Origin of the sequence: Halalkalibacter okhensis, assembly GCF_000787375.1 — a bacterium.
Classification (GTDB): domain Bacteria; phylum Bacillota; class Bacilli; order Bacillales; family Bacillaceae_D; genus Halalkalibacter; species Halalkalibacter okhensis.
Map to the genome: position 1 here is coordinate 20,165 of NZ_JRJU01000025.1, position 18,897 is coordinate 39,061.

At 41.3% G+C, this 18,897-nt stretch carries 18 protein-coding genes; all 18 read right to left on the minus strand.

Going from position 1 to position 18,897, the window contains the following annotated elements:
• Window positions 1–16: 16 nt before the first annotated feature.
• On the minus strand, window positions 17–220 hold the full coding sequence (gene rpmC / locus LQ50_RS16615) for a 50S ribosomal protein L29 (RefSeq protein WP_003322618.1): 204 nt from the start codon (window positions 218–220) through the stop codon (window positions 17–19).
• Complete coding sequence (gene rplP / locus LQ50_RS16620) at window positions 210–644, minus strand: 50S ribosomal protein L16 (protein WP_034631485.1); 435 nt, start codon at window positions 642–644, stop codon at window positions 210–212. The genes rpmC and rplP overlap by 11 nt, the downstream gene beginning before the upstream one ends.
• Before the next feature lie 2 nt (window positions 645–646).
• Entirely contained in the window at window positions 647–1,306 is a 660-nt protein-coding gene (gene rpsC / locus LQ50_RS16625; RefSeq protein ID WP_034631487.1) for a 30S ribosomal protein S3, read from the minus strand.
• A 3-nt stretch (window positions 1,307–1,309) separates the two neighbouring features.
• Window positions 1,310–1,651: a 50S ribosomal protein L22 gene (gene rplV / locus LQ50_RS16630; protein WP_034631489.1), complete on the minus strand. Its 342-nt coding sequence runs from the start codon at window positions 1,649–1,651 to the stop codon at window positions 1,310–1,312.
• Window positions 1,652–1,679: 28 nt separating this feature from the next.
• A complete protein-coding gene (gene rpsS, locus LQ50_RS16635; protein WP_034631491.1) occupies window positions 1,680–1,964 on the minus strand; it encodes a 30S ribosomal protein S19 in 285 nt (94 codons plus the stop codon).
• A gap of 58 nt (window positions 1,965–2,022) precedes the next feature.
• Window positions 2,023–2,853: a 50S ribosomal protein L2 gene (gene rplB, locus LQ50_RS16640; protein ID WP_034631493.1), complete on the minus strand. Its 831-nt coding sequence runs from the start codon at window positions 2,851–2,853 to the stop codon at window positions 2,023–2,025.
• Window positions 2,854–2,881: 28 nt separating this feature from the next.
• The gene (gene rplW / locus LQ50_RS16645) at window positions 2,882–3,172 is read right to left on the minus strand and encodes a 50S ribosomal protein L23 (RefSeq protein WP_034631495.1); all 291 of its coding nucleotides are present in this window, start codon (window positions 3,170–3,172) and stop codon (window positions 2,882–2,884) included.
• Window positions 3,172–3,795, minus strand: a complete 624-nt coding sequence (gene rplD / locus LQ50_RS16650) for a 50S ribosomal protein L4 (RefSeq protein ID WP_034631497.1) — start codon at window positions 3,793–3,795, stop codon at window positions 3,172–3,174. The genes rplW and rplD overlap by 1 nt, the downstream gene beginning before the upstream one ends.
• A gap of 25 nt (window positions 3,796–3,820) precedes the next feature.
• Window positions 3,821–4,450: a 50S ribosomal protein L3 gene (rplC, locus tag LQ50_RS16655; protein WP_034631498.1), complete on the minus strand. Its 630-nt coding sequence runs from the start codon at window positions 4,448–4,450 to the stop codon at window positions 3,821–3,823.
• Between the two features lie 93 nt (window positions 4,451–4,543).
• Window positions 4,544–4,852 (minus strand): 30S ribosomal protein S10, encoded by a 309-nt coding sequence (rpsJ, locus tag LQ50_RS16660; protein ID WP_017729599.1) that lies wholly within the window; start codon window positions 4,850–4,852, stop codon window positions 4,544–4,546.
• A 943-nt stretch (window positions 4,853–5,795) separates the two neighbouring features.
• Window positions 5,796–6,986 carry an elongation factor Tu gene (tuf, locus tag LQ50_RS16665; protein WP_034631501.1) on the minus strand — a complete coding sequence of 397 codons (1,191 nt, stop codon included), beginning with the start codon at window positions 6,984–6,986 and terminating at the stop codon, window positions 5,796–5,798.
• Between the two features lie 137 nt (window positions 6,987–7,123).
• Window positions 7,124–9,202, minus strand: a complete 2,079-nt coding sequence (fusA, locus tag LQ50_RS16670) for an elongation factor G (RefSeq protein WP_034631502.1) — start codon at window positions 9,200–9,202, stop codon at window positions 7,124–7,126.
• 51 nt (window positions 9,203–9,253) lie between these two features.
• Window positions 9,254–9,724 carry a 30S ribosomal protein S7 gene (gene rpsG, locus LQ50_RS16675; protein WP_034631504.1) on the minus strand — a complete coding sequence of 157 codons (471 nt, stop codon included), beginning with the start codon at window positions 9,722–9,724 and terminating at the stop codon, window positions 9,254–9,256.
• A gap of 30 nt (window positions 9,725–9,754) precedes the next feature.
• The gene (gene rpsL / locus LQ50_RS16680) at window positions 9,755–10,174 is read right to left on the minus strand and encodes a 30S ribosomal protein S12 (RefSeq protein ID WP_034631505.1); all 420 of its coding nucleotides are present in this window, start codon (window positions 10,172–10,174) and stop codon (window positions 9,755–9,757) included.
• Window positions 10,175–10,283: 109 nt separating this feature from the next.
• On the minus strand, window positions 10,284–10,532 hold the full coding sequence (locus tag LQ50_RS16685; protein WP_034631507.1) for a 50S ribosomal protein L7ae-like protein: 249 nt from the start codon (window positions 10,530–10,532) through the stop codon (window positions 10,284–10,286).
• 85 nt (window positions 10,533–10,617) lie between these two features.
• Entirely contained in the window at window positions 10,618–14,241 is a 3,624-nt protein-coding gene (gene rpoC, locus LQ50_RS16690) for a DNA-directed RNA polymerase subunit beta' (protein ID WP_034631508.1), read from the minus strand.
• 121 nt (window positions 14,242–14,362) lie between these two features.
• Window positions 14,363–17,905, minus strand: a complete 3,543-nt coding sequence (gene rpoB, locus LQ50_RS16695; RefSeq protein ID WP_034631510.1) for a DNA-directed RNA polymerase subunit beta — start codon at window positions 17,903–17,905, stop codon at window positions 14,363–14,365.
• 329 nt (window positions 17,906–18,234) lie between these two features.
• Window positions 18,235–18,837 carry a class I SAM-dependent methyltransferase gene (locus tag LQ50_RS16700; protein ID WP_034631511.1) on the minus strand — a complete coding sequence of 201 codons (603 nt, stop codon included), beginning with the start codon at window positions 18,835–18,837 and terminating at the stop codon, window positions 18,235–18,237.
• Window positions 18,838–18,897 lie beyond the last annotated feature (60 nt).

Genomic DNA, 18,897 nt, shown 5'->3' on the forward strand with positions numbered 1-18,897 from the left:
TAAGCAAACCTCCTTTTTAGCCGTTGTTAATTCCAAGCTCACGTTCACGCAAAACTGTCTTTGCACGAGCGATTGCTTTACGAACTTCACGAATACGGGCTGGATTATCTAATTGTCCAGTCGCTAGTTGAAAGCGAAGGTTGAACAACTCTTCTTTAAGTGATTTCGTTTTTTGCTCAATTTCAGCAGTGGTTAAGTTACGAATATCATTAGCTTTCATTTGCGTCACCACCCACTTCTTCGCGTTTTACAAACTTACATTTAACCGGTAATTTATGAGAAGCAAGACGTAAAGCTTCACGAGCAACTTCTTCTGAAACACCAGAGATTTCAAACATAATCTTTCCAGGCTTGACAACTGCTACCCAACCTTCAGGAGCACCTTTACCAGAACCCATTCGAACTTCTAACGGCTTAGCAGTGTATGGCTTAGAAGGGAAGATTTTAATCCAAACCTTACCACCACGCTTCATGTAACGAGTCATTGCAATACGAGCAGATTCGATTTGACGGTTAGTAATCCAAGAAGCTTCTAAAGATTGTAAACCATACTCACCAAAATGTACTTCAGTACCGCCTTTCGCACGACCGCGCATGTTACCACGGTGTTCGCGACGATATTTAACACGTTTAGGCATTAACATAATTAGTTGCCTCCTTCCTCTTTTTTCGTTCCTTTCGTTGGAAGGACTTCACCACGATAAATCCAGATTTTAATACCTAGCTTACCGTATGTTGTATCAGCTTCAGCTGTACCATAATCGATATCAGCGCGAAGTGTGTGAAGTGGAACAGTTCCCTCACTGTAATGTTCTGCACGAGCAATATCAGCACCACCAAGACGGCCAGATACTTGAGTTTTAATACCCTTAGCACCAGAACGCATTGTACGTTGGATAGCTTGCTTCATCGCACGACGGAACGAAATACGATTTTCTAATTGACGAGCAATATTTTCTGCAACAAGTTTCGCATCTAAATCAGCTTGTTTAATTTCAAGGATGTTGATGTGAACTCTTTTGCCAGTTAATGAATTAAGTGCCTTACGTAACGCTTCAACTTCTGAACCGCCTTTTCCGATCACCATTCCTGGCTTAGCAGTAGAAATTGTGATGTTAACACGGTTAGCAGCACGTTCGATTTCTACTTTAGATACAGATGCATCTTTTAAACGTTTTTCTACATACTCACGAATTTTAATATCTTCGTGTAATAAATCAGCGTAATCTTTATCAGCGTACCATTTTGACTCCCAGTCTTTAATAACGCCAACTCGAAGTCCAGTAGGATTAACTTTTTGACCCACGTCTTATCCCTCCTTCTTTTCAGTTACAACTAATGTAATATGGCTAGTACGTTTGTTAATTCGGCTCGCACGACCCATCGCACGTGGACGGAAACGTTTCAATGTAACACCCTCATCAACAAAAACTTCGCTAATTACAAGGTTGTTTGGCTCCATTTCATAGTTGTGTTCAGCATTCGCAATTGCAGAGTTTAAAAGCTTTTCTACAACTGGAGAAGCAGCTTTTGGTGTATGGCGTAGAATCGCTACAGCCTCACCAACTTGCTTACCGCGAATTAAATCAACAACTAGACGAACTTTACGAGGAGCAATACGAACTTGTTTTGCTACCGCTTTAGCTTGCATAGGATTGACCTCCTCTCTTACTTACCTATTAACGTCTTGTTTTCTTATCATCAGCTGCATGACCTTTATACGTACGAGTTGGTGCGAATTCACCTAGTTTGTGACCTACCATGTCCTCAGAAACGTAAACAGGCACGTGTTTACGGCCATCATATACTGCGATAGTGTGACCAATAAACTCAGGGAAAATCGTTGAGCGACGAGACCAAGTCTTGATAACTCGTTTGTCCTTATCAGTTCCTTCGTTCATTGCTTCAACCTTTTTCATCAAATGATCATCGACAAAAGGTCCCTTTTTTAAACTACGACCCATGAGAAAACCTCCCTTCGTGATTACCCACGGTTCTAATTAGAACCGTAGTGCAATCCCGTTATTTTTTACGACGGCGTACAATATACTTATCAGATGCTTTGTTCTTCTTACGAGTCTTGTATCCAAGAGTTGGTTTACCCCATGGAGACATTGGAGACTTACGTCCGATTGGTGCGCGACCTTCACCACCACCGTGTGGGTGATCGTTAGGGTTCATAACAGATCCACGAACAGTTGGACGTTTGCCTAACCAACGTGAGCGACCTGCTTTACCAATGTTCACAAGTTCATGCTCTAGGTTACCAACTTGACCGATTGTAGCTCTGCAAGTAGCTAAGATGTAGCGAGTCTCGCCAGAGTTTAAACGAACAAGAACGTAATCGCCTTCTTTACCTAATAGTTGTGCTTCAGTTCCAGCTGAACGAACTAATTGTCCGCCTTTTCCTGGCTTAAGCTCGATGTTGTGGATAACAGTACCTACAGGAATATTTTTAAGTGGTAATGCATTACCTACTTTGATATCCGCTTCAGCTCCTGATTCAATCATCATATCAACTTTAAGGCCTTTTGGCGCTAAGATGTAACGTTTTTCACCATCAACATAGTTGATAAGTGCGATGTTAGCAGAACGGTTTGGATCGTATTCGATCGTAGCAACGCGGCCTGGAATTCCATCTTTGTTACGTTTGAAGTCAATAACACGGTATTGACGCTTATGACCGCCACCTTGGTGACGAACAGTTAATTTACCTTGGTTGTTACGTCCGCCTTTTTTGTGTAAAGGTGCTAGTAACGATTTTTCCGGTTTATCCGTTGTGATTTCTGCAAAGTCTAATACAGACATACCACGACGACCGGCACTGGTTGGTTTATACTTTTTAATCGCCATTTTCAGTTCCCTCCTTCGCTAGTGTTTTTTATACACCTTCAAAGAACTCAAGTTCTTTGCTCTCAGGTGTTAATGTAACGATGGCTTTCTTACGACGAGCAGTGTAACCCGTGTAACGACCAAAACGTTTAGATTTACCTTTGTAGTTCATTGTGTTTACTTTATCAACTTTCACTTCAAAGATTTCTTCGATCGCATCTTTGATTTGAGTTTTATTAGCACGTACATCAACTTCGAATGTATATCTTTTTTCACTCATTAGATCTGTTGAACGTTCAGTAATCACAGGGCGCTTAATGATATCACGAGCGTTTGACATTACGCAAGCACCTCCTCTACCTTTTCAACGGCATCTTTCGTAATTACAAGCTTATCATGCTTAAGCACATCAAGCACGCTTACACCGTCAGCTGTAACGAATGTTACACCAGGTAAGTTACGCGCAGATAGAGCAACAGCTTCGTTGTAATCAGCAGTTACTACTAATGCTTTACGATCTGCAGATAGGCTAGAAAGAACTGCAGCCATTTCTTTTGTCTTTGGAGCTTCAAATGCTAAGTTATCAAGTACTACGATTTCCTCAGCTTGCACTTTACTAGAAAGAGCAGATTTGATAGCTAAACGACGAACTTTTTTAGGTAATTTGTAGCTGTAGCTTCTTGGTGTTGGACCAAATACTACACCACCACCTACCCATTGTGGTGAACGGATCGACCCTTGACGCGCACGACCAGTTCCCTTTTGACGCCATGGCTTACGACCACCACCACGTACTTCAGAACGTCCTTTTGTTTTGTGTGTTCCTTGACGAAGAGATGCTTGTTGCATAACTACAGCGTCATGAAGCACACTTGTGTTTGGTTCAATTCCAAATACAGAGTCATTTAGTTCGATATCTCCAACTTGTGAACCTGTTTGGTTAAATAATGCTACTTTCGGCATGATGTGTCCTCCTTTCTTTCAATCTTTATTTTACTTTAACCGCACTTTGGATAGACACGTAGCTCTTCTTAGCACCAGGTACATTACCTTTTACTAATAGAAGGTTGCGTTCTGCATCTACTTTTACGATTTCAAGATTTTGAACTGTGATTGTTTCTCCACCCATACGTCCAGGAAGTAATTTCCCTTTGAATACACGGTTTGGAGCAACCGGTCCCATTGAACCTGGGCGACGGTGATAACGAGAACCGTGAGACATTGGTCCACGAGATTGGTTATGACGCTTGATAGCACCTTGGAAACCTTTCCCTTTTGATGTTCCTGTTACATCTACTACATCACCTTCAGCGAATGTATCTACCTTAACTTCTTGACCTACTTCATACTCGTCAAGATTTACGTTACGGATTTCCTTGATGAAGCGCTTAGGAGCCGTGTTAGCTTTCGCCGCGTGGCCTTCAGCTGGTTTGTTTGTGTTTGCTTTCTTTTGGTCAGCAAATCCAACTTGGATTGCTTCATAACCGTCAGATTCAGCCGTTTTCTTTTGAAGAACCACGTTTGGTTCAGCTTGAATAACTGTTACTGGGATTACTTCACCATTCTCAGCAAATACTTGAGTCATACCAATTTTTCTACCTAAGATTCCTTTGGACATCCGTTACACCTCCTAATAAAAATCATATTTGTATGCCATTTTTCATATCATAATAATGAGCTAACTACTCATTAGTTAAATTAATTGTAAGTACTAAAGCTTGATTTCAATATCGACACCAGATGGTAAATCCAAACGCATTAATGCATCCACAGTTTGTGGTGTTGGATTCACAATGTCGATAAGACGCTTGTGAGTACGCATTTCGAACTGTTCACGAGAATCTTTGTACTTGTGAACCGCACGAAGGATTGTGTATACAGACTTCTCAGTTGGAAGTGGAATCGGACCCGATACACTTGCACCTGAACGTTTTGCTGTTTCTACAATCTTTTCTGCAGATTGATCAAGGACTCTATGATCATATGCTTTCAAACGAATGCGAATCTTTTGCTTTGCCATTATAGCCCCTCCTTTTTCGTCCATTTTATAAACAGACATACTCCGCGGAAATTTCCTACACCCTGCCATGGCAATGGGGCCGGGTGTGTCAGCAACCTTCCACATCATCGCTGCCAATGACCAACATTCCACATTATACACAAAAATAAAAACCAGTGCAAGTGGAAAACCTACGCTGATCACACTTTTACTATTATATAGCCCTTTTCATTAAAAATCAACTTCTTTATGCAATGTATTAGTAAGTTTCCTCTAGCAAATGTTGTAAGTTATCCTTCAGATATAAATTTGCCGTATATATGGAAGGTTTTATAGTTCTATTCGTTGGATCTTAATACAGCAGGTGGGCGCTTTTCGGTTAATACACTTGTTCCTTGTTCATTGGTCGAATCAACTTTGAACAATCTTCTTTAACAGCAACTAGTGAAGTAACCAAGCCGGAACTGCTAGGAATTGTATTAGGTAGACAGTTGGAATTAGGTTTTAGCGCTCTTTGGCTACTGTTCTTTCTCTCTTTCCCTTTTTTCGGGAACCATCCCCGCTCTTTGGCTACCGTTCTTTCTCTCTTTCTCCTTTTTCGGGAGCCATCCCCGCTCTTTGGCTACCGTTCTTTCTCTCTTTCTCCTTTTTCGGGAGCCATCCCCGCTCTTTGGCTACCGTTCTTTCTCTCTTTCTCCTTTTTCGGGAGCCATCCCCGCTCTTTGGCTACTGTTCTTTCTCTCTTTCTCCTTTTTCGGGAGTTATCGTCGCTCTTTGGCTACCGTTTTTTTACTTTTACATCTTTTTCAAGGGACATCATAGCCTATTAGCTAGCGTGCTTCCATCTATTCTTACTCAACGAGATTTACTACTTTACCATTCTGCTCTCCACTATTCTTATGATCAATTTTTTGCATAGAAAAAACCCATCTTGGATGATCCAAGATGGGTCTTAATATTGTTATTACTTTTGAATAGAAGCAACAACGCCGGCACCAACAGTACGTCCACCCTCACGGATAGAGAACTTAGTACCTTCTTCGATAGCGATTGGAGCGATAAGCTCAACAGTCATCTCGATGTTGTCACCAGGCATTACCATCTCAACGCCTTCTGGAAGTTGAACGATTCCAGTTACGTCAGTTGTACGGAAGTAGAACTGAGGACGGTAGTTAGTGAAGAATGGAGTGTGACGTCCACCCTCTTCTTTTGAAAGAACATAAACTTCAGCTTTGAAGTTAGTGTGTGGAGTGATTGTACCTGGCTTAGCAAGTACTTGACCACGTTGTACTTCATCACGAGCAACCCCACGAAGAAGTGCACCAATGTTGTCTCCAGCTTCAGCATAGTCAAGAAGCTTACGGAACATTTCTACTCCAGTACAAGTAGTTGATTTAGGCTCTTCAGTGATACCGATGATGTCGATAGTGTCACCAACGTTAAGTTGTCCACGCTCAACACGACCAGTAGCAACTGTACCACGACCAGTGATTGAGAATACATCCTCAACTGGCATCATGAAAGGCTTTTCTTTGTCACGCTCAGGAGTTGGGATGTAGTCATCAACTGCAGCCATAAGCTCAATGATTTTCTCTTCCCACTCAGCTTCTCCTTCAAGAGCTTTAAGAGCAGAACCTTGGATAACTGGAACGTCATCGCCAGGGAAATCGTACTCAGAAAGTAGGTCACGAACTTCCATTTCTACTAACTCAAGAAGCTCTTCGTCGTCTACCATGTCACATTTGTTTAAGAATACAACAAGGTAAGGTACACCTACTTGACGAGATAATAGGATGTGCTCACGAGTTTGTGGCATTGGACCATCAGCAGCAGATACTACTAGGATTCCTCCGTCCATTTGTGCAGCACCAGTGATCATGTTTTTAACATAGTCAGCGTGTCCTGGGCAGTCAACGTGTGCATAGTGACGGTTGTCAGTTTCGTACTCAACGTGTGCAGTTGAGATTGTGATTCCACGCTCACGCTCTTCTGGAGCACCATCAATAGCGTCATACGCCATTGCGTTACCTTTACCAGATCTTTTAGCTAATACTGTTGTGATTGCAGCAGTAAGTGTAGTTTTACCGTGGTCAACGTGTCCAATTGTACCAATGTTGGCATGCGTCTTGGAACGGTCGAATTTTTCTTTAGCCATGATTCATTTCCTCCCTTAATTGAACATAAGTATAATGTAAGTAATTTTTATGGATAAGAAAGGTGAAATATCGTTTTGAAATTTACACCTTTCTTAGCTTACAACAAAAATTCATTAGAAACAATTATAAACAAAAATTATTGTCCAGTTTGTTTCTTGATGATCTCTTCAGCAACACTCTTTGGTACTTCTTCATAATGATCAAAGAACATTGAGTAAGTACCACGACCTTGTGTACGAGAACGAAGTGAAGTTGCGTACCCAAACATTTCAGCAAGTGGAACAAATGCTTTAACGATTTGAGCGTTACCGCGAGCTTCCATACCTTCAACGCGTCCACGGCGAGCTGTAACGTCACCCATTACGTCTCCCATGTACTCTTCAGGTACAACAATTTCAACTTTCATTAATGGCTCAAGTAATACTGGAGCACATTTTGATTTTGCATTTTTAAGTGCCATAGAAGCAGCGATCTTAAACGCCATTTCACTTGAATCGACGTCATGGTAAGAACCGTCATAAAGCTTCGCTTTAATGTCGATTACTGGGTAACCAGCAACCATACCATTAACTAGTGCTTCTTCAATACCTTGTTCTACAGAACCAATGTATTCACGTGGTACAGATCCACCAACGATAGCATTTTCAAATTCAAAACCTGCGCCCTCTTCATTTGGAGAGAACTCAACCCATACGTGACCAAATTGTCCACGACCACCAGATTGACGAACAAACTTACCTTCAACCTGAGCTGTTTGACGAATTGTTTCACGATATGATACTTGAGGAGCACCAACGTTAGCTTCCACTTTAAACTCACGCTTCATACGGTCAACAATGATATCAAGGTGAAGCTCACCCATACCAGAAATAATTGTTTGACCTGTTTCTTCGTTTGTCTCCGTACGGAATGTCGGATCCTCTTCAGCAAGCTTCGCTAAAGCCATACCCATTTTATCTTGGTCAGCCTTAGATTTAGGCTCAACAGATAAAGAGATAACCGGCTCTGGGAAATCCATAGATTCAAGAATAACAAGATTCTTTTCATCACATAGAGTATCACCAGTTGTCGTATCTTTCAAACCAACTGCAGCTGCAATATCTCCAGCATAAACTGTTGAAATCTCTTCACGAGAGTTTGCATGCATTTGTAGGATACGTCCAACACGCTCACGCTTGTCTTTTGTAGAGTTCTTAACATAAGAACCAGATTGTAGTGTACCAGAGTACACACGGAAGAATGTAAGTTTACCAACGTAAGGGTCTGTCATAACTTTAAATGCTAAAGCTGAGAACGGACCTTCATCACTTGATTCACGAGTTACTTCTTCTTCTGTTTCAGGAACAATACCTTTAATCGCTGGAACATCTAAAGGTGATGGTAAGTAATCAAGAACTGCGTCAAGCATAAGTTGAACACCTTTGTTCTTAAATGCAGAACCACAAATTACTGGGTAGAACTCAACGTTACAAGTACCTTTACGGATTGCAGCTTTAAGCTCTTCCTTCGTTAATTCTTCACCTTCTAAATATTTCATCATTAGCTCTTCATCAAGCTCTGCTACAGCTTCAACTAGTGATTCATGTAGTTCTTGAGCTTTATCTTTGTACTCAGCAGGGATTTCTTTCGCCTCTGTACGAGTACCAAGATCATCTTCGTAGAAGTAAGCAACCATGTCAATTAAGTCAATGATTCCTTCAAACTCGTCTTCAGCACCAATTGGTAATTGGATTGCATGAGCATTTGCTTGTAGACGATCACGAAGAGTTCCTAAAGAGTAAAGGAAATCTGCACCTGTCTTGTCCATTTTATTAACAAAAACGACACGTGGTACACCATAAGTAGTAGCTTGGCGCCAAACTGTTTCTGTTTGAGGCTCAACACCAGATTGAGCATCAAGTACTGCTACAGCTCCGTCCAATACACGTAAAGAACGTTCTACTTCTACAGTGAAGTCTACGTGTCCAGGTGTATCGATGATGTTAATGCGGTGATCTTTCCATGATGCTGTTGTCGCAGCAGAAGTGATCGTGATACCACGCTCTTGCTCCTGTGCCATCCAGTCCATTTGAGATGCACCTTCATGAGTTTCACCAATTTTATGGATACGTCCTGTGTAGAAAAGAACACGTTCTGTTGTAGTTGTTTTACCGGCATCAATGTGAGCCATGATGCCGATATTACGTGTATCTTTTAAGGAGAACTCTCTTGCCATAGGGTATTTCTCCTTCCTATAAGAAACATTTTATTTAGTATGATATAAATCCTACCAGCGATAGTGAGCGAATGCTTTGTTCGCTTCTGCCATCTTGTGAGTATCTTCACGCTTCTTAACAGAAGCACCTGCATTGTTTGCTGCATCAAGAATTTCATTAGCTAGACGCTCTTCCATTGTCTTCTCACCACGAAGACGTGAATAGTTTACTAACCAACGAAGACCTAATGTAGTACGACGCTCAGGTTTTACTTCGATTGGAACTTGATAGTTAGCACCACCGACACGACGTGCTTTAACCTCAAGTACTGGCATAATGTTCTTTAATGCTTGATCGAAAACTTCCATAGGGTCATTTCCGCTACGTTCTTTAACGATTTCAAATGCATTATAAAGAATTGTTTGAGCTTTACCACGCTTTCCATCCTCCATAATACGGTTGATTAAACGTGTAACAAGCTTTGACTTGTAAATTGGATCTGGTAATACATCGCGACGAGCGACTGGTCCTTTACGAGGCATAATTTACCCTCCCTTCACTATTAGTGTTAATTACTTTTTATCTTTTGGACGCTTAGTTCCATATTTAGAACGACCTTGCATACGGTTTTGAACTCCAGCCGTATCAAGCGCTCCACGTACGATATGATAACGAACCCCTGGTAAATCCTTTACACGTCCACCACGGATAAGAACAACACTGTGCTCTTGAAGGTTGTGACCAATCCCTGGGATGTAAGCTGTTACCTCGATTTGGTTAGTTAAACGTACACGAGCATATTTACGAAGTGCTGAGTTCGGCTTCTTAGGAGTCATTGTACCAACACGAGTACAAACACCACGCTTTTGTGGAGAAGACAGGTTAGTTTGAGACTTTTTGAAGCTGTTGAACCCTTTGTTAAGAGCTGGTGAATCAGACTTCTTAACTTTCGCAACACGACCTTTACGAATTAATTGATTAATTGTAGGCATTTTGTTTCCTCCTCTCTTTAAAGTATTTAAGACCACTGGTCCTGGTGGTTCATCTTTAGGCAAAAGGAAAGTTTTTGCCATGCAGGAAACACCGAATGGCAAAAACATATTATTTCCTTAAAGCTACAGTGGCTGCACCGACATCAATTCCACATGCTTTTCCAAGCTTCTTCATCGAGTCGACATATAAAAGTGGTATATCTTTGGCCTTAGCTAATGCTTCTACTTTGTATATCACGCGGTATTCTGCATCTTTTGCAATTAGAACCTCGGAAACAATACCATCGTCAAGCGCCTTAAGCGTTTGTTTGGTACCTATTATTAGGTCATTCGCCTGTAAAACTTTATCATAAGACATCTTTCATCCTCCAAAGCAACAGGTTTCTCAGGCACACTTTGATATATTACCATCCTCACATAACACTGTCAACTTTTTTTGAAAATTATTCGTGAGTAAGTGCACCTTCAGCAATCTTCTCTTCTGTCGTTTCTGCTTCTACTTGATCATACTCAGAAGTAATATTTAAATGACGGTATCTCGGCATACCCGTACCAGCTGGTACAAGCTTACCAATGATAACATTCTCCTTCAAGCCTAATAGCTCATCGCGCTTACCTTTAATTGCAGCATCCGTTAACACACGAGTTGTTTCTTGGAATGATGCAGCAGATAAGAATGAGTCCGTTTCAAGAGACGCCTTTGTAATACCAAGTAAGATTGGTTTACCCGTTGCAGGACGTTTTTGATCAAGAAGAATCTTCTTGTTTTCATCGTTGAACTGTTGAATTTCGATAAGCGATCCCGGCAATACATTCGTTTCACCAGCATCAACGACACGTACTTTACGAAGCATTTGACGAACCATAACTTCAACGTGTTTATCTCCAATTTCAACCCCTTGCATACGATAAACCTTTTGTACTTCACGTAAGAGATATTCTTGTACACCGTTCATTCCTTTAACTTTCAAGAGTTCTTTTGGATCAATTGAACCTTCAGTCAGTGGTTGACCTGAGACCACAAAATCACCAACAGAAACTTTCATACGAGCTCCATAAGGAATCGCATAGTTCTTTGTCTCCATTTCGCTCTTCACAGTTACTTCACGCTTATCTCCTTCTTTGAAGTCAATTACTTCACCTTCAATTTCAGAAATAACCGCTTGACCTTTTGGATTACGTGCTTCGAATAACTCTTGGATACGCGGTAAACCTTGTGTGATATCATCACCAGCTACCCCACCGGTATGGAATGTACGCATCGTAAGCTGAGTTCCTGGCTCACCAATTGATTGTGCAGCAATAATACCGACTGCTTCCCCAACCTCTACATCGCTACCAGTTGCTAAGTTACGGCCATAACACTTCTTACATACACCATGTCTTGTATCACAAGTGAATACTGAACGAATCGTTACTTCTTCAACACCTGCATCAACAATCGTTTTTGCAATGTCTTCATGAATTAATTCGTTCTTCTTAATTAAAATTTCCCCAGTTTCTGGGTGCTTCAGTGTTTTAAATGCTACACGACCAACAAGACGGTCATATAAATTCTCAATCACTTCATTGCCTTCTTTAATTGCCTGAACAGCTAAACCACGGTCTGTTCCACAATCATCTGAACGTACAATAACATCTTGTGCCACATCAACAAGTCGACGAGTTAAATAACCAGAGTCAGCTGTCTTAAGGGCTGTATCGGCAAGACCTTTACGCGCACCATGTGTCGAGATAAAGTACTCGAGTACAGTAAGACCCTCACGGAAACTGGACTTGATCGGTAACTCAATAATACGACCAGACGGGTTCGCCATCAGACCACGCATACCCGCAAGCTGTGTAAAGTTAGATGCGTTACCACGGGCTCCAGAGTCACTCATCATGAAGATTGGGTTGGAGCGGTCTAGCGTGCCCATTAATTTATTTTGAATAACATCTTTCGCTTCACTCCAAACAGAGATAACACGATCATAACGCTCTTCTTCTGTAATTAAACCACGACGGAATTGCTTTAGAATCTTCTCTACTTTTTGTTCAGCTTCAGCTAAGATTTCTTTCTTCTCTGCTAATACGACGATGTCTGCAACCCCAACCGTGATACCAGCTCTTGTCGAGAATTTGAAACCTAACTCTTTCATTCGGTCTAACATTTTGGACGTTTCTGCAATCGCAAACTTCTTAAATACCTCAGCAATAACGTTACCTAGGAAGCCTTTCTTAAATGGCAAGACAAGTTCGTTATTTTCGAAGTGTTGCGCTACATCTGTTGTACTTGGAACAATATACTTCTCAGGCGTTTCTTGTTCTAAGTTGTACATTGTCGGCTCATTAATATATGGGAACGTCTCAGGTAAAATTTCATTAAAGATCAATTTCCCTACTGTCGTTAATAACAATTTATCTTGTTGGTCTTCACGGAACGTCGGCTTATTAAGAGACGCTACCGGAATCGCACAGCGACTATGCAAATGCACATACCCATTTTGATAAGCGATTAGCGCTTCATTTGTATCCTTAAAGATCTTCCCTTGACCTTTGGCATTATCACGTTCCATCGTCAGGTAATAGTTACCAAGAACCATATCTTGAGATGGTGTAACAACAGGTTTTCCGTCTTTTGGATTCAAGATGTTTTGAGCTGCAAGCATTAAAATACGTGCTTCTGCTTGTGCTTCAGCAGATAAAGGTACGTGAACCGCCATTTGGTCCCCATCAAAGTCAGCGTTATAGGCTGTACATACAAGCGGATGGAGCTTAATCGCACGACCTTCAACTAACGTTGGTTCAAACGCTTGAATACCTAGACGGTGAAGCGTTGGTGCACGGTTTAAAAGAACTGGATGCTCACGGATAACTTCTTCGAGTACATCCCAAACTTCCGGCTGAACCTTTTCTACCTTACGTTTTGCACTCTTAATGTTATGAGCAAGACCTTTAGACACAAGCTCTTTCATAACAAAAGGTTTAAACAACTCAAGCGCCATTTCTTTTGGAAGACCACATTGGTACATCTTTAAGTTAGGCCCTACTACGATAACCGAACGACCAGAGTAGTCAACACGTTTACCAAGTAGATTTTGACGGAAGCGCCCTTGTTTCCCTTTTAACATATGAGAAAGAGATTTAAGTGGGCGATTACCTGGTCCTGTAACCGGACGTCCACGACGACCATTATCAATTAGTGCATCTACCGCTTCTTGAAGCATACGCTTTTCATTTTGAACAATGATATTTGGTGCACCTAAGTCAAGAAGACGCTTTAAGCGATTGTTACGGTTAATCACACGACGGTATAGGTCATTTAAGTCAGAAGTCGCAAAACGACCACCATCTAATTGAACCATTGGACGTAATTCAGGAGGAATAACCGGAAGAACATCAAGGATCATCCAAGATGGCTCGTTACCAGAGTGACGGAATGCTTCTAATACTTCAAGGCGTTTCACCGCACGTGTACGGCGCTGTCCTTGTGCTGTTACAAGCTCTTCTTTTAATAATCCAACTTCTTTTTCTAAATCAATATCGGAAAGCAACTTACGAATCGCTTCTGCACCCATTTGGGCATTAAACGAACGACCGTATTTGTCACGGTATGTACGATATTCTTTTTCAGAAAGTAGTTGTTTTTTCTCAAGAGGTGTATCACCTGGGTCTGTCACTACATAAGAAGCAAAATAAATAACTTCTTCAAGCGAACGAGGTGACATATCTAAAACAAGGCCCATACGACTTGGGATCCCTTTAAAGTACCAAATGTGCGATACAGGAGCAGCTAATTCAATGTGTCCCATACGTTCACGACGCACTTTTGCTCGTGTTACTTCAACACCACAGCGATCACAAACGACCCCTTTATAACGGACGCGCTTGTATTTTCCACAGTGACATTCCCAGTCCTTCGTTGGTCCAAAAATACGCTCACAGAAAAGGCCATCCTTTTCAGGTTTTAACGTACGATAGTTGATTGTTTCAGGCTTCTTAACTTCCCCTCTTGACCAAGAGCGGACTTTGTTTGGTGAAGCAAGACCAATTTTCATATATTCGAAGTTGTTTACATCTATCAAGGGGCTAACCTCCCTTTTCGTTTCCATGTCTATTCGAGCACATATTTATGCCTGATACAAAGTAATCGTGTCATTAGAGAAAGCTTTAGGGAACTAGCTAAAACTAGCTCCCAAGCTTATATTACACATTTGATTCGCTTGATTCAAAATTCAAGTTGAGCTTTTCACTCGTTTGATCGTCTTCATCATCAAGCTCTCTCATCTCAATTTCCTCTTCGTTGCTAGAAAGCATCTTCACATCCATACCTAGCGATTGAAGCTCTTTAATCAATACCTTGAATGATTCTGGAACGCCCGGTTCAGGAACATTCTCGCCTTTAACAATCGCTTCGTATGTCTTCACACGTCCAACAACATCATCGGATTTAACAGTTAAAATTTCTTGCAAAGTATAAGCCGCTCCATAAGCTTCAAGAGCCCAAACTTCCATCTCTCCAAAGCGCTGTCCACCAAACTGCGCTTTACCACCTAGTGGTTGCTGTGTAACTAGAGAGTATGGTCCAGTAGAACGTGCATGTAGCTTATCATCAACCATGTGAGCAAGTTTGATCATATACATGATTCCAACTGATACACGGTTATCAAACGGTTCACCCGTACGACCATCATATAAAATCGTTTTACCATCACGTGCCATGCCTGCTTCTTCAATCGTGCCCCAAACATCTTCCTCGTTCGCACCATCAAATACAGGAGAAGCAACATGAATACCTAATTTACGTGCAGCCATACCTAGGTGGAGCTCAAGCACCTGTCCGATATTCATACGAGATGGAACCCCTAATGGGTTTAACATAATATCAATCGGCGTACCATCCGGTAAATAAGGCATATCCTCTTCCGGAAGAATACGGGAGATAACCCCTTTGTTCCCGTGACGACCAGCCATTTTATCTCCTTCGTGAATTTTACGTTTTTGAACGATATAAACACGAACAAGTTGATTTACCCCAGGAGGTAATTCATCTCCGTCTTCACGGTTAAAGATCTTCACATCAAGGACAATTCCGTCTCCGCCATGTGGCGCACGTAGAGATGTGTCACGCACTTCACGAGCTTTCTCACCAAAGATCGCATGTAAAAGACGTTCTTCAGCCGTTAATTCTGTTACCCCTTTAGGTGTAACTTTTCCAACTAAAATATCGCCATCTTTTACTTCCGCACCTACACGAATAATTCCGCGCTCATCTAAATTCTTAAGTGCGTCTTCCCCAACATTCGGGATATCACGTGTAATCTCTTCAGGTCCAAGCTTCGTATCACGAGCTTCTGATTCATACTCTTCAATATGAACAGACGTATAAACATCATCTTTAACAAGGCGCTCACTTAAAATGATCGCATCCTCATAGTTATATCCATCCCACGTCATGAAACCAACCATAACATTACGTCCAAGTGCCATTTCACCTAGCTCCATTGAAGGACCATCAGCTAGAATTTCACGTCTTTCAACAACGTTTCCTTCAGCGACAATCGGGCGTTGATTATAACTTGTTCCTTGGTTAGAGCGGATAAACTTTTGAAGCTTATACTTATCTAAATCACCTTTAACCTCTTTGCCGTCAATTTCTTCGAGTCTACGAACCCAGATTTCCTTCGCAGTTACTCGCTCAACAATTCCTCTTGCCTTAGCAACAATCGCCGCACCTGAATCTCTAGCAGATACGTGCTCCATACCAGTCCCAACAATTGGTGACTCCGGAACAAGTAACGGTACTGCTTGACGTTGCATGTTCGCTCCCATAAGGGCACGGTTTGAGTCATCGTTTTCTAAGAACGGAATACAAGATGTCGCAGCAGAAACGACTTGTTTTGGTGATACATCCATATAATCTAGGCGCTCACGTGGTACGACTGTGTTTTCCCCACGGAAACGAGCGATGATATTATCATCAATAAATGAGCCATCCTCATCAAGGCGAGCGTTCGCTTGGGCAACAACATAGTTGTCCTCTTCATCAGCAGTTAAGTAATCAATTTGTGTAGTTACTTTCCCTGTCTCAGGATCCACTCTACGATAAGGAGTCTCCATAAATCCAAACTCATTCACTTTTGCAAAAGATGAAAGTGAGTTAATTAAACCAATGTTCGGTCCCTCAGGAGTTTCAATCGGACACATACGACCATAGTGAGAGTAGTGAACGTCACGAACTTCAAATTCAGCACGTTCACGAGTCAAACCACCCGGTCCTAATGCAGATAGACGACGCTTGTGCGTTAATTCTGCTAGCGGATTCGTCTGATCCATGAACTGTGATAACTGCGAGCTACCAAAGAACTCTTTAATAGAGGCAATGACCGGACGAATGTTGATTAATGCCTGTGGTGTAATCATATTCGGGTCTTGGATCGACATCCGCTCACGAACGACACGCTCCATACGAGATAGACCAATACGGAACTGATTTTGAAGAAGTTCGCCGACTGAACGAAGACGACGGTTTCCTAGATGGTCAATGTCATCTGTGTCTCCAACGCCATGTAATAGATTAAAGAAATAGTTAATAGACGCAATGATATCTGAAGGTGTAATGTGCTTCACATCACGCTCTACCATTCCATTTCCAATAACACGAATCGTCTTTTCTCCATCTTGATCATCAGGAGCGTAAATTTTAATTGATTGTAAATCAATATCATCGTCCTCAACAACCCCGCCAGAAGCATGCACACGACGGAACCCTACGTTGTTTTCAAGATAAGGTAGAATACGGTCTAGTGTACGACGATCTAGTAAAGTTCCTTCTTCAGCAATCACTTCACCCGTTTCAGGATCTACTAATGTTTCTGCCAAACGTTGGTTAAACAAACGATTTTTAATATGAAGCTTCTTATTAATCTTATAACGTCCAACATTCGCTAAGTCATAACGCTTCGGATCAAAGAAGCGTGAATCTAATAGACTTTTCGCATTTTCTACTGTAGGAGGTTCACCCGGACGTAGGCGCTCATAAATTTCTAGTAACGCTTTATCCGTTCCATCAGTATTGTCTTTTTCTAACGAATTGCGAAGATATTCATCTTCACCTAATAAATCAATGATCTCTTGATCAGATCCAAAACCTAAAGCACGCAAAAGAACCGTCACTGGTATTTTTCTTGTGCGGTCGATACGAACGTAAACGATATCTTTGGCATCTGTTTCAAGTTCTAACCATGCACCACGGTTAGGAATAACAGTAGCTGTAAAACCTTTCTTACCGTTTTTATCCGTTTTTTGACTGTAGTATACACTTGGCGAACGAACAAGCTGAGATACAATGACACGCTCTGCCCCATTAATAACAAACGTACCTGTCTCAGTCATCAATGGGAAGTCACCCATAAATACTTCTTGTTCCTTTACTTCTCCAGTTTCCTTATTAATTAAACGAACCTTCACACGTAAAGGTGCCGCAAACGTCACATCGCGCTCTTTCGATTCGTCTACTGGATATTTTGGTTCTCCAAGACTATAGTCAATAAATTCTAGAACCAAGTTTCCTGTGAAGTCTTGAATAGGAGAAATATCTTGGAACATCTCTCTAAGGCCCTCATCAAGAAACCACTGATAGGATGCTGTTTGAATCTCAATTAAATTCGGCAGCTCCAATACTTCGTTAATCCTTGCATAGCTTCTTCGCTGGCGGTGGCGTCCATACTGAACTAGTTGACCTGTCAACTGATTCACCCCTCAAATCTCGCGTTATAGTATCTAAAAATGCAACCTACCTACTTCAACATGAAGTGCCGAACATAGAAGGTTAAACATTTTTATAGATTAAGCAGAACTCGCACACTAATTATGTACGGACGTTAAAAGAAAGTTCGATTGCTTTCTTCTAACAGGAAATAGATCGATATCTATCCCTAAAAATTCAACGATTATACAAGTATAACCACTATTACTCATCGTTATTCATATATTTCCTCTTGACTTTCGCAGAAAAAACGATCTAAAAACAGGTAGTTATACGCATTAAATAACAATACCACAAAAGACAAGCTGGGTCAAACCTTTTTTGCTTTTATAATGTAATACCCTTTTTTCTTGACGATTATCTCTACTTCTCCAAATAAGGATTGCAGTTTCTCCATCGCCGATGGAGCCCCTTGCTTCTTTTGAATAACAATCCACAACTCTCCTTCTTCTTTTAAGTGATCAAAGGATTGTTCAAAAATCGTATGAACGACATTTTTCCCTGCACGAATAGGTGGATTGGTTAAAATAACAGCAAAGTCCGTCTTAGTCACTTGATCAAGACAATTACTTTTGTACACATTTATATTGTCAATAGAGTTTCTTTCAGCATTACGCTTCGATAACTGTAACGCCCTTTCATTCACATCTACCATATGCAAAACTCTACTTTTTTCACTCGCAGCCAAGGATAACCCTATCGGTCCATAGCCACAACCAACATCTAATAGATCCCCTTTCAAGTCAGGAAATACAAACGATTCAATTAATAGTTTGCTTCCGAAATCAACCTCACTTTTCGAAAAAACACCGCGATCAGAGTAGAACTTCAACGTTTGACCTCTTAAACTAAACGTCCAATCCCGCACCTCACTATCGACGGTCGGCTTTTCCGAATAGTAATGACTAGACATATAATCACCCCTTCTATAACCTCATTAATTCAGTATAACCAAATAAAATCCGAAACAAAA

Excerpts from the sequence above, each read along its gene's own strand:
- rpmC (WP_003322618.1), bottom strand. The coding sequence starts at position 220 with ATGAAAGCTAATGATATTCGTAACTTAACCACTGCTGAAATTGAGCAA.
- rplP (WP_034631485.1), bottom strand. The coding sequence starts at position 644 with ATGTTAATGCCTAAACGTGTTAAATATCGTCGCGAACACCGTGGTAAC.
- rplV (WP_034631489.1), bottom strand. The coding sequence starts at position 1,651 with ATGCAAGCTAAAGCGGTAGCAAAACAAGTTCGTATTGCTCCTCGTAAA.
- rpsS (WP_034631491.1), bottom strand. The coding sequence starts at position 1,964 with ATGGGTCGTAGTTTAAAAAAGGGACCTTTTGTCGATGATCATTTGATG.
- rplB (WP_034631493.1), bottom strand. The coding sequence starts at position 2,853 with ATGGCGATTAAAAAGTATAAACCAACCAGTGCCGGTCGTCGTGGTATG.
- rplW (WP_034631495.1), bottom strand. The coding sequence starts at position 3,172 with ATGTCAAACGCTCGTGATATCATTAAGCGCCCTGTGATTACTGAACGT.
- rplD (WP_034631497.1), bottom strand. The coding sequence starts at position 3,795 with ATGCCGAAAGTAGCATTATTTAACCAAACAGGTTCACAAGTTGGAGAT.
- rplC (WP_034631498.1), bottom strand. The coding sequence starts at position 4,450 with ATGTCCAAAGGAATCTTAGGTAGAAAAATTGGTATGACTCAAGTATTT.
- rpsJ (WP_017729599.1), bottom strand. The coding sequence starts at position 4,852 with ATGGCAAAGCAAAAGATTCGCATTCGTTTGAAAGCATATGATCATAGA.
- tuf (WP_034631501.1), bottom strand. The coding sequence starts at position 6,986 with ATGGCTAAAGAAAAATTCGACCGTTCCAAGACGCATGCCAACATTGGT.
- fusA (WP_034631502.1), bottom strand. The coding sequence starts at position 9,202 with ATGGCAAGAGAGTTCTCCTTAAAAGATACACGTAATATCGGCATCATG.
- rpsG (WP_034631504.1), bottom strand. The coding sequence starts at position 9,724 with ATGCCTCGTAAAGGACCAGTCGCTCGTCGCGATGTATTACCAGATCCA.
- rpsL (WP_034631505.1), bottom strand. The coding sequence starts at position 10,174 with ATGCCTACAATTAATCAATTAATTCGTAAAGGTCGTGTTGCGAAAGTT.
- LQ50_RS16685 (WP_034631507.1), bottom strand. The coding sequence starts at position 10,532 with ATGTCTTATGATAAAGTTTTACAGGCGAATGACCTAATAATAGGTACC.
- LQ50_RS16700 (WP_034631511.1), bottom strand. The coding sequence starts at position 18,837 with ATGTCTAGTCATTACTATTCGGAAAAGCCGACCGTCGATAGTGAGGTG.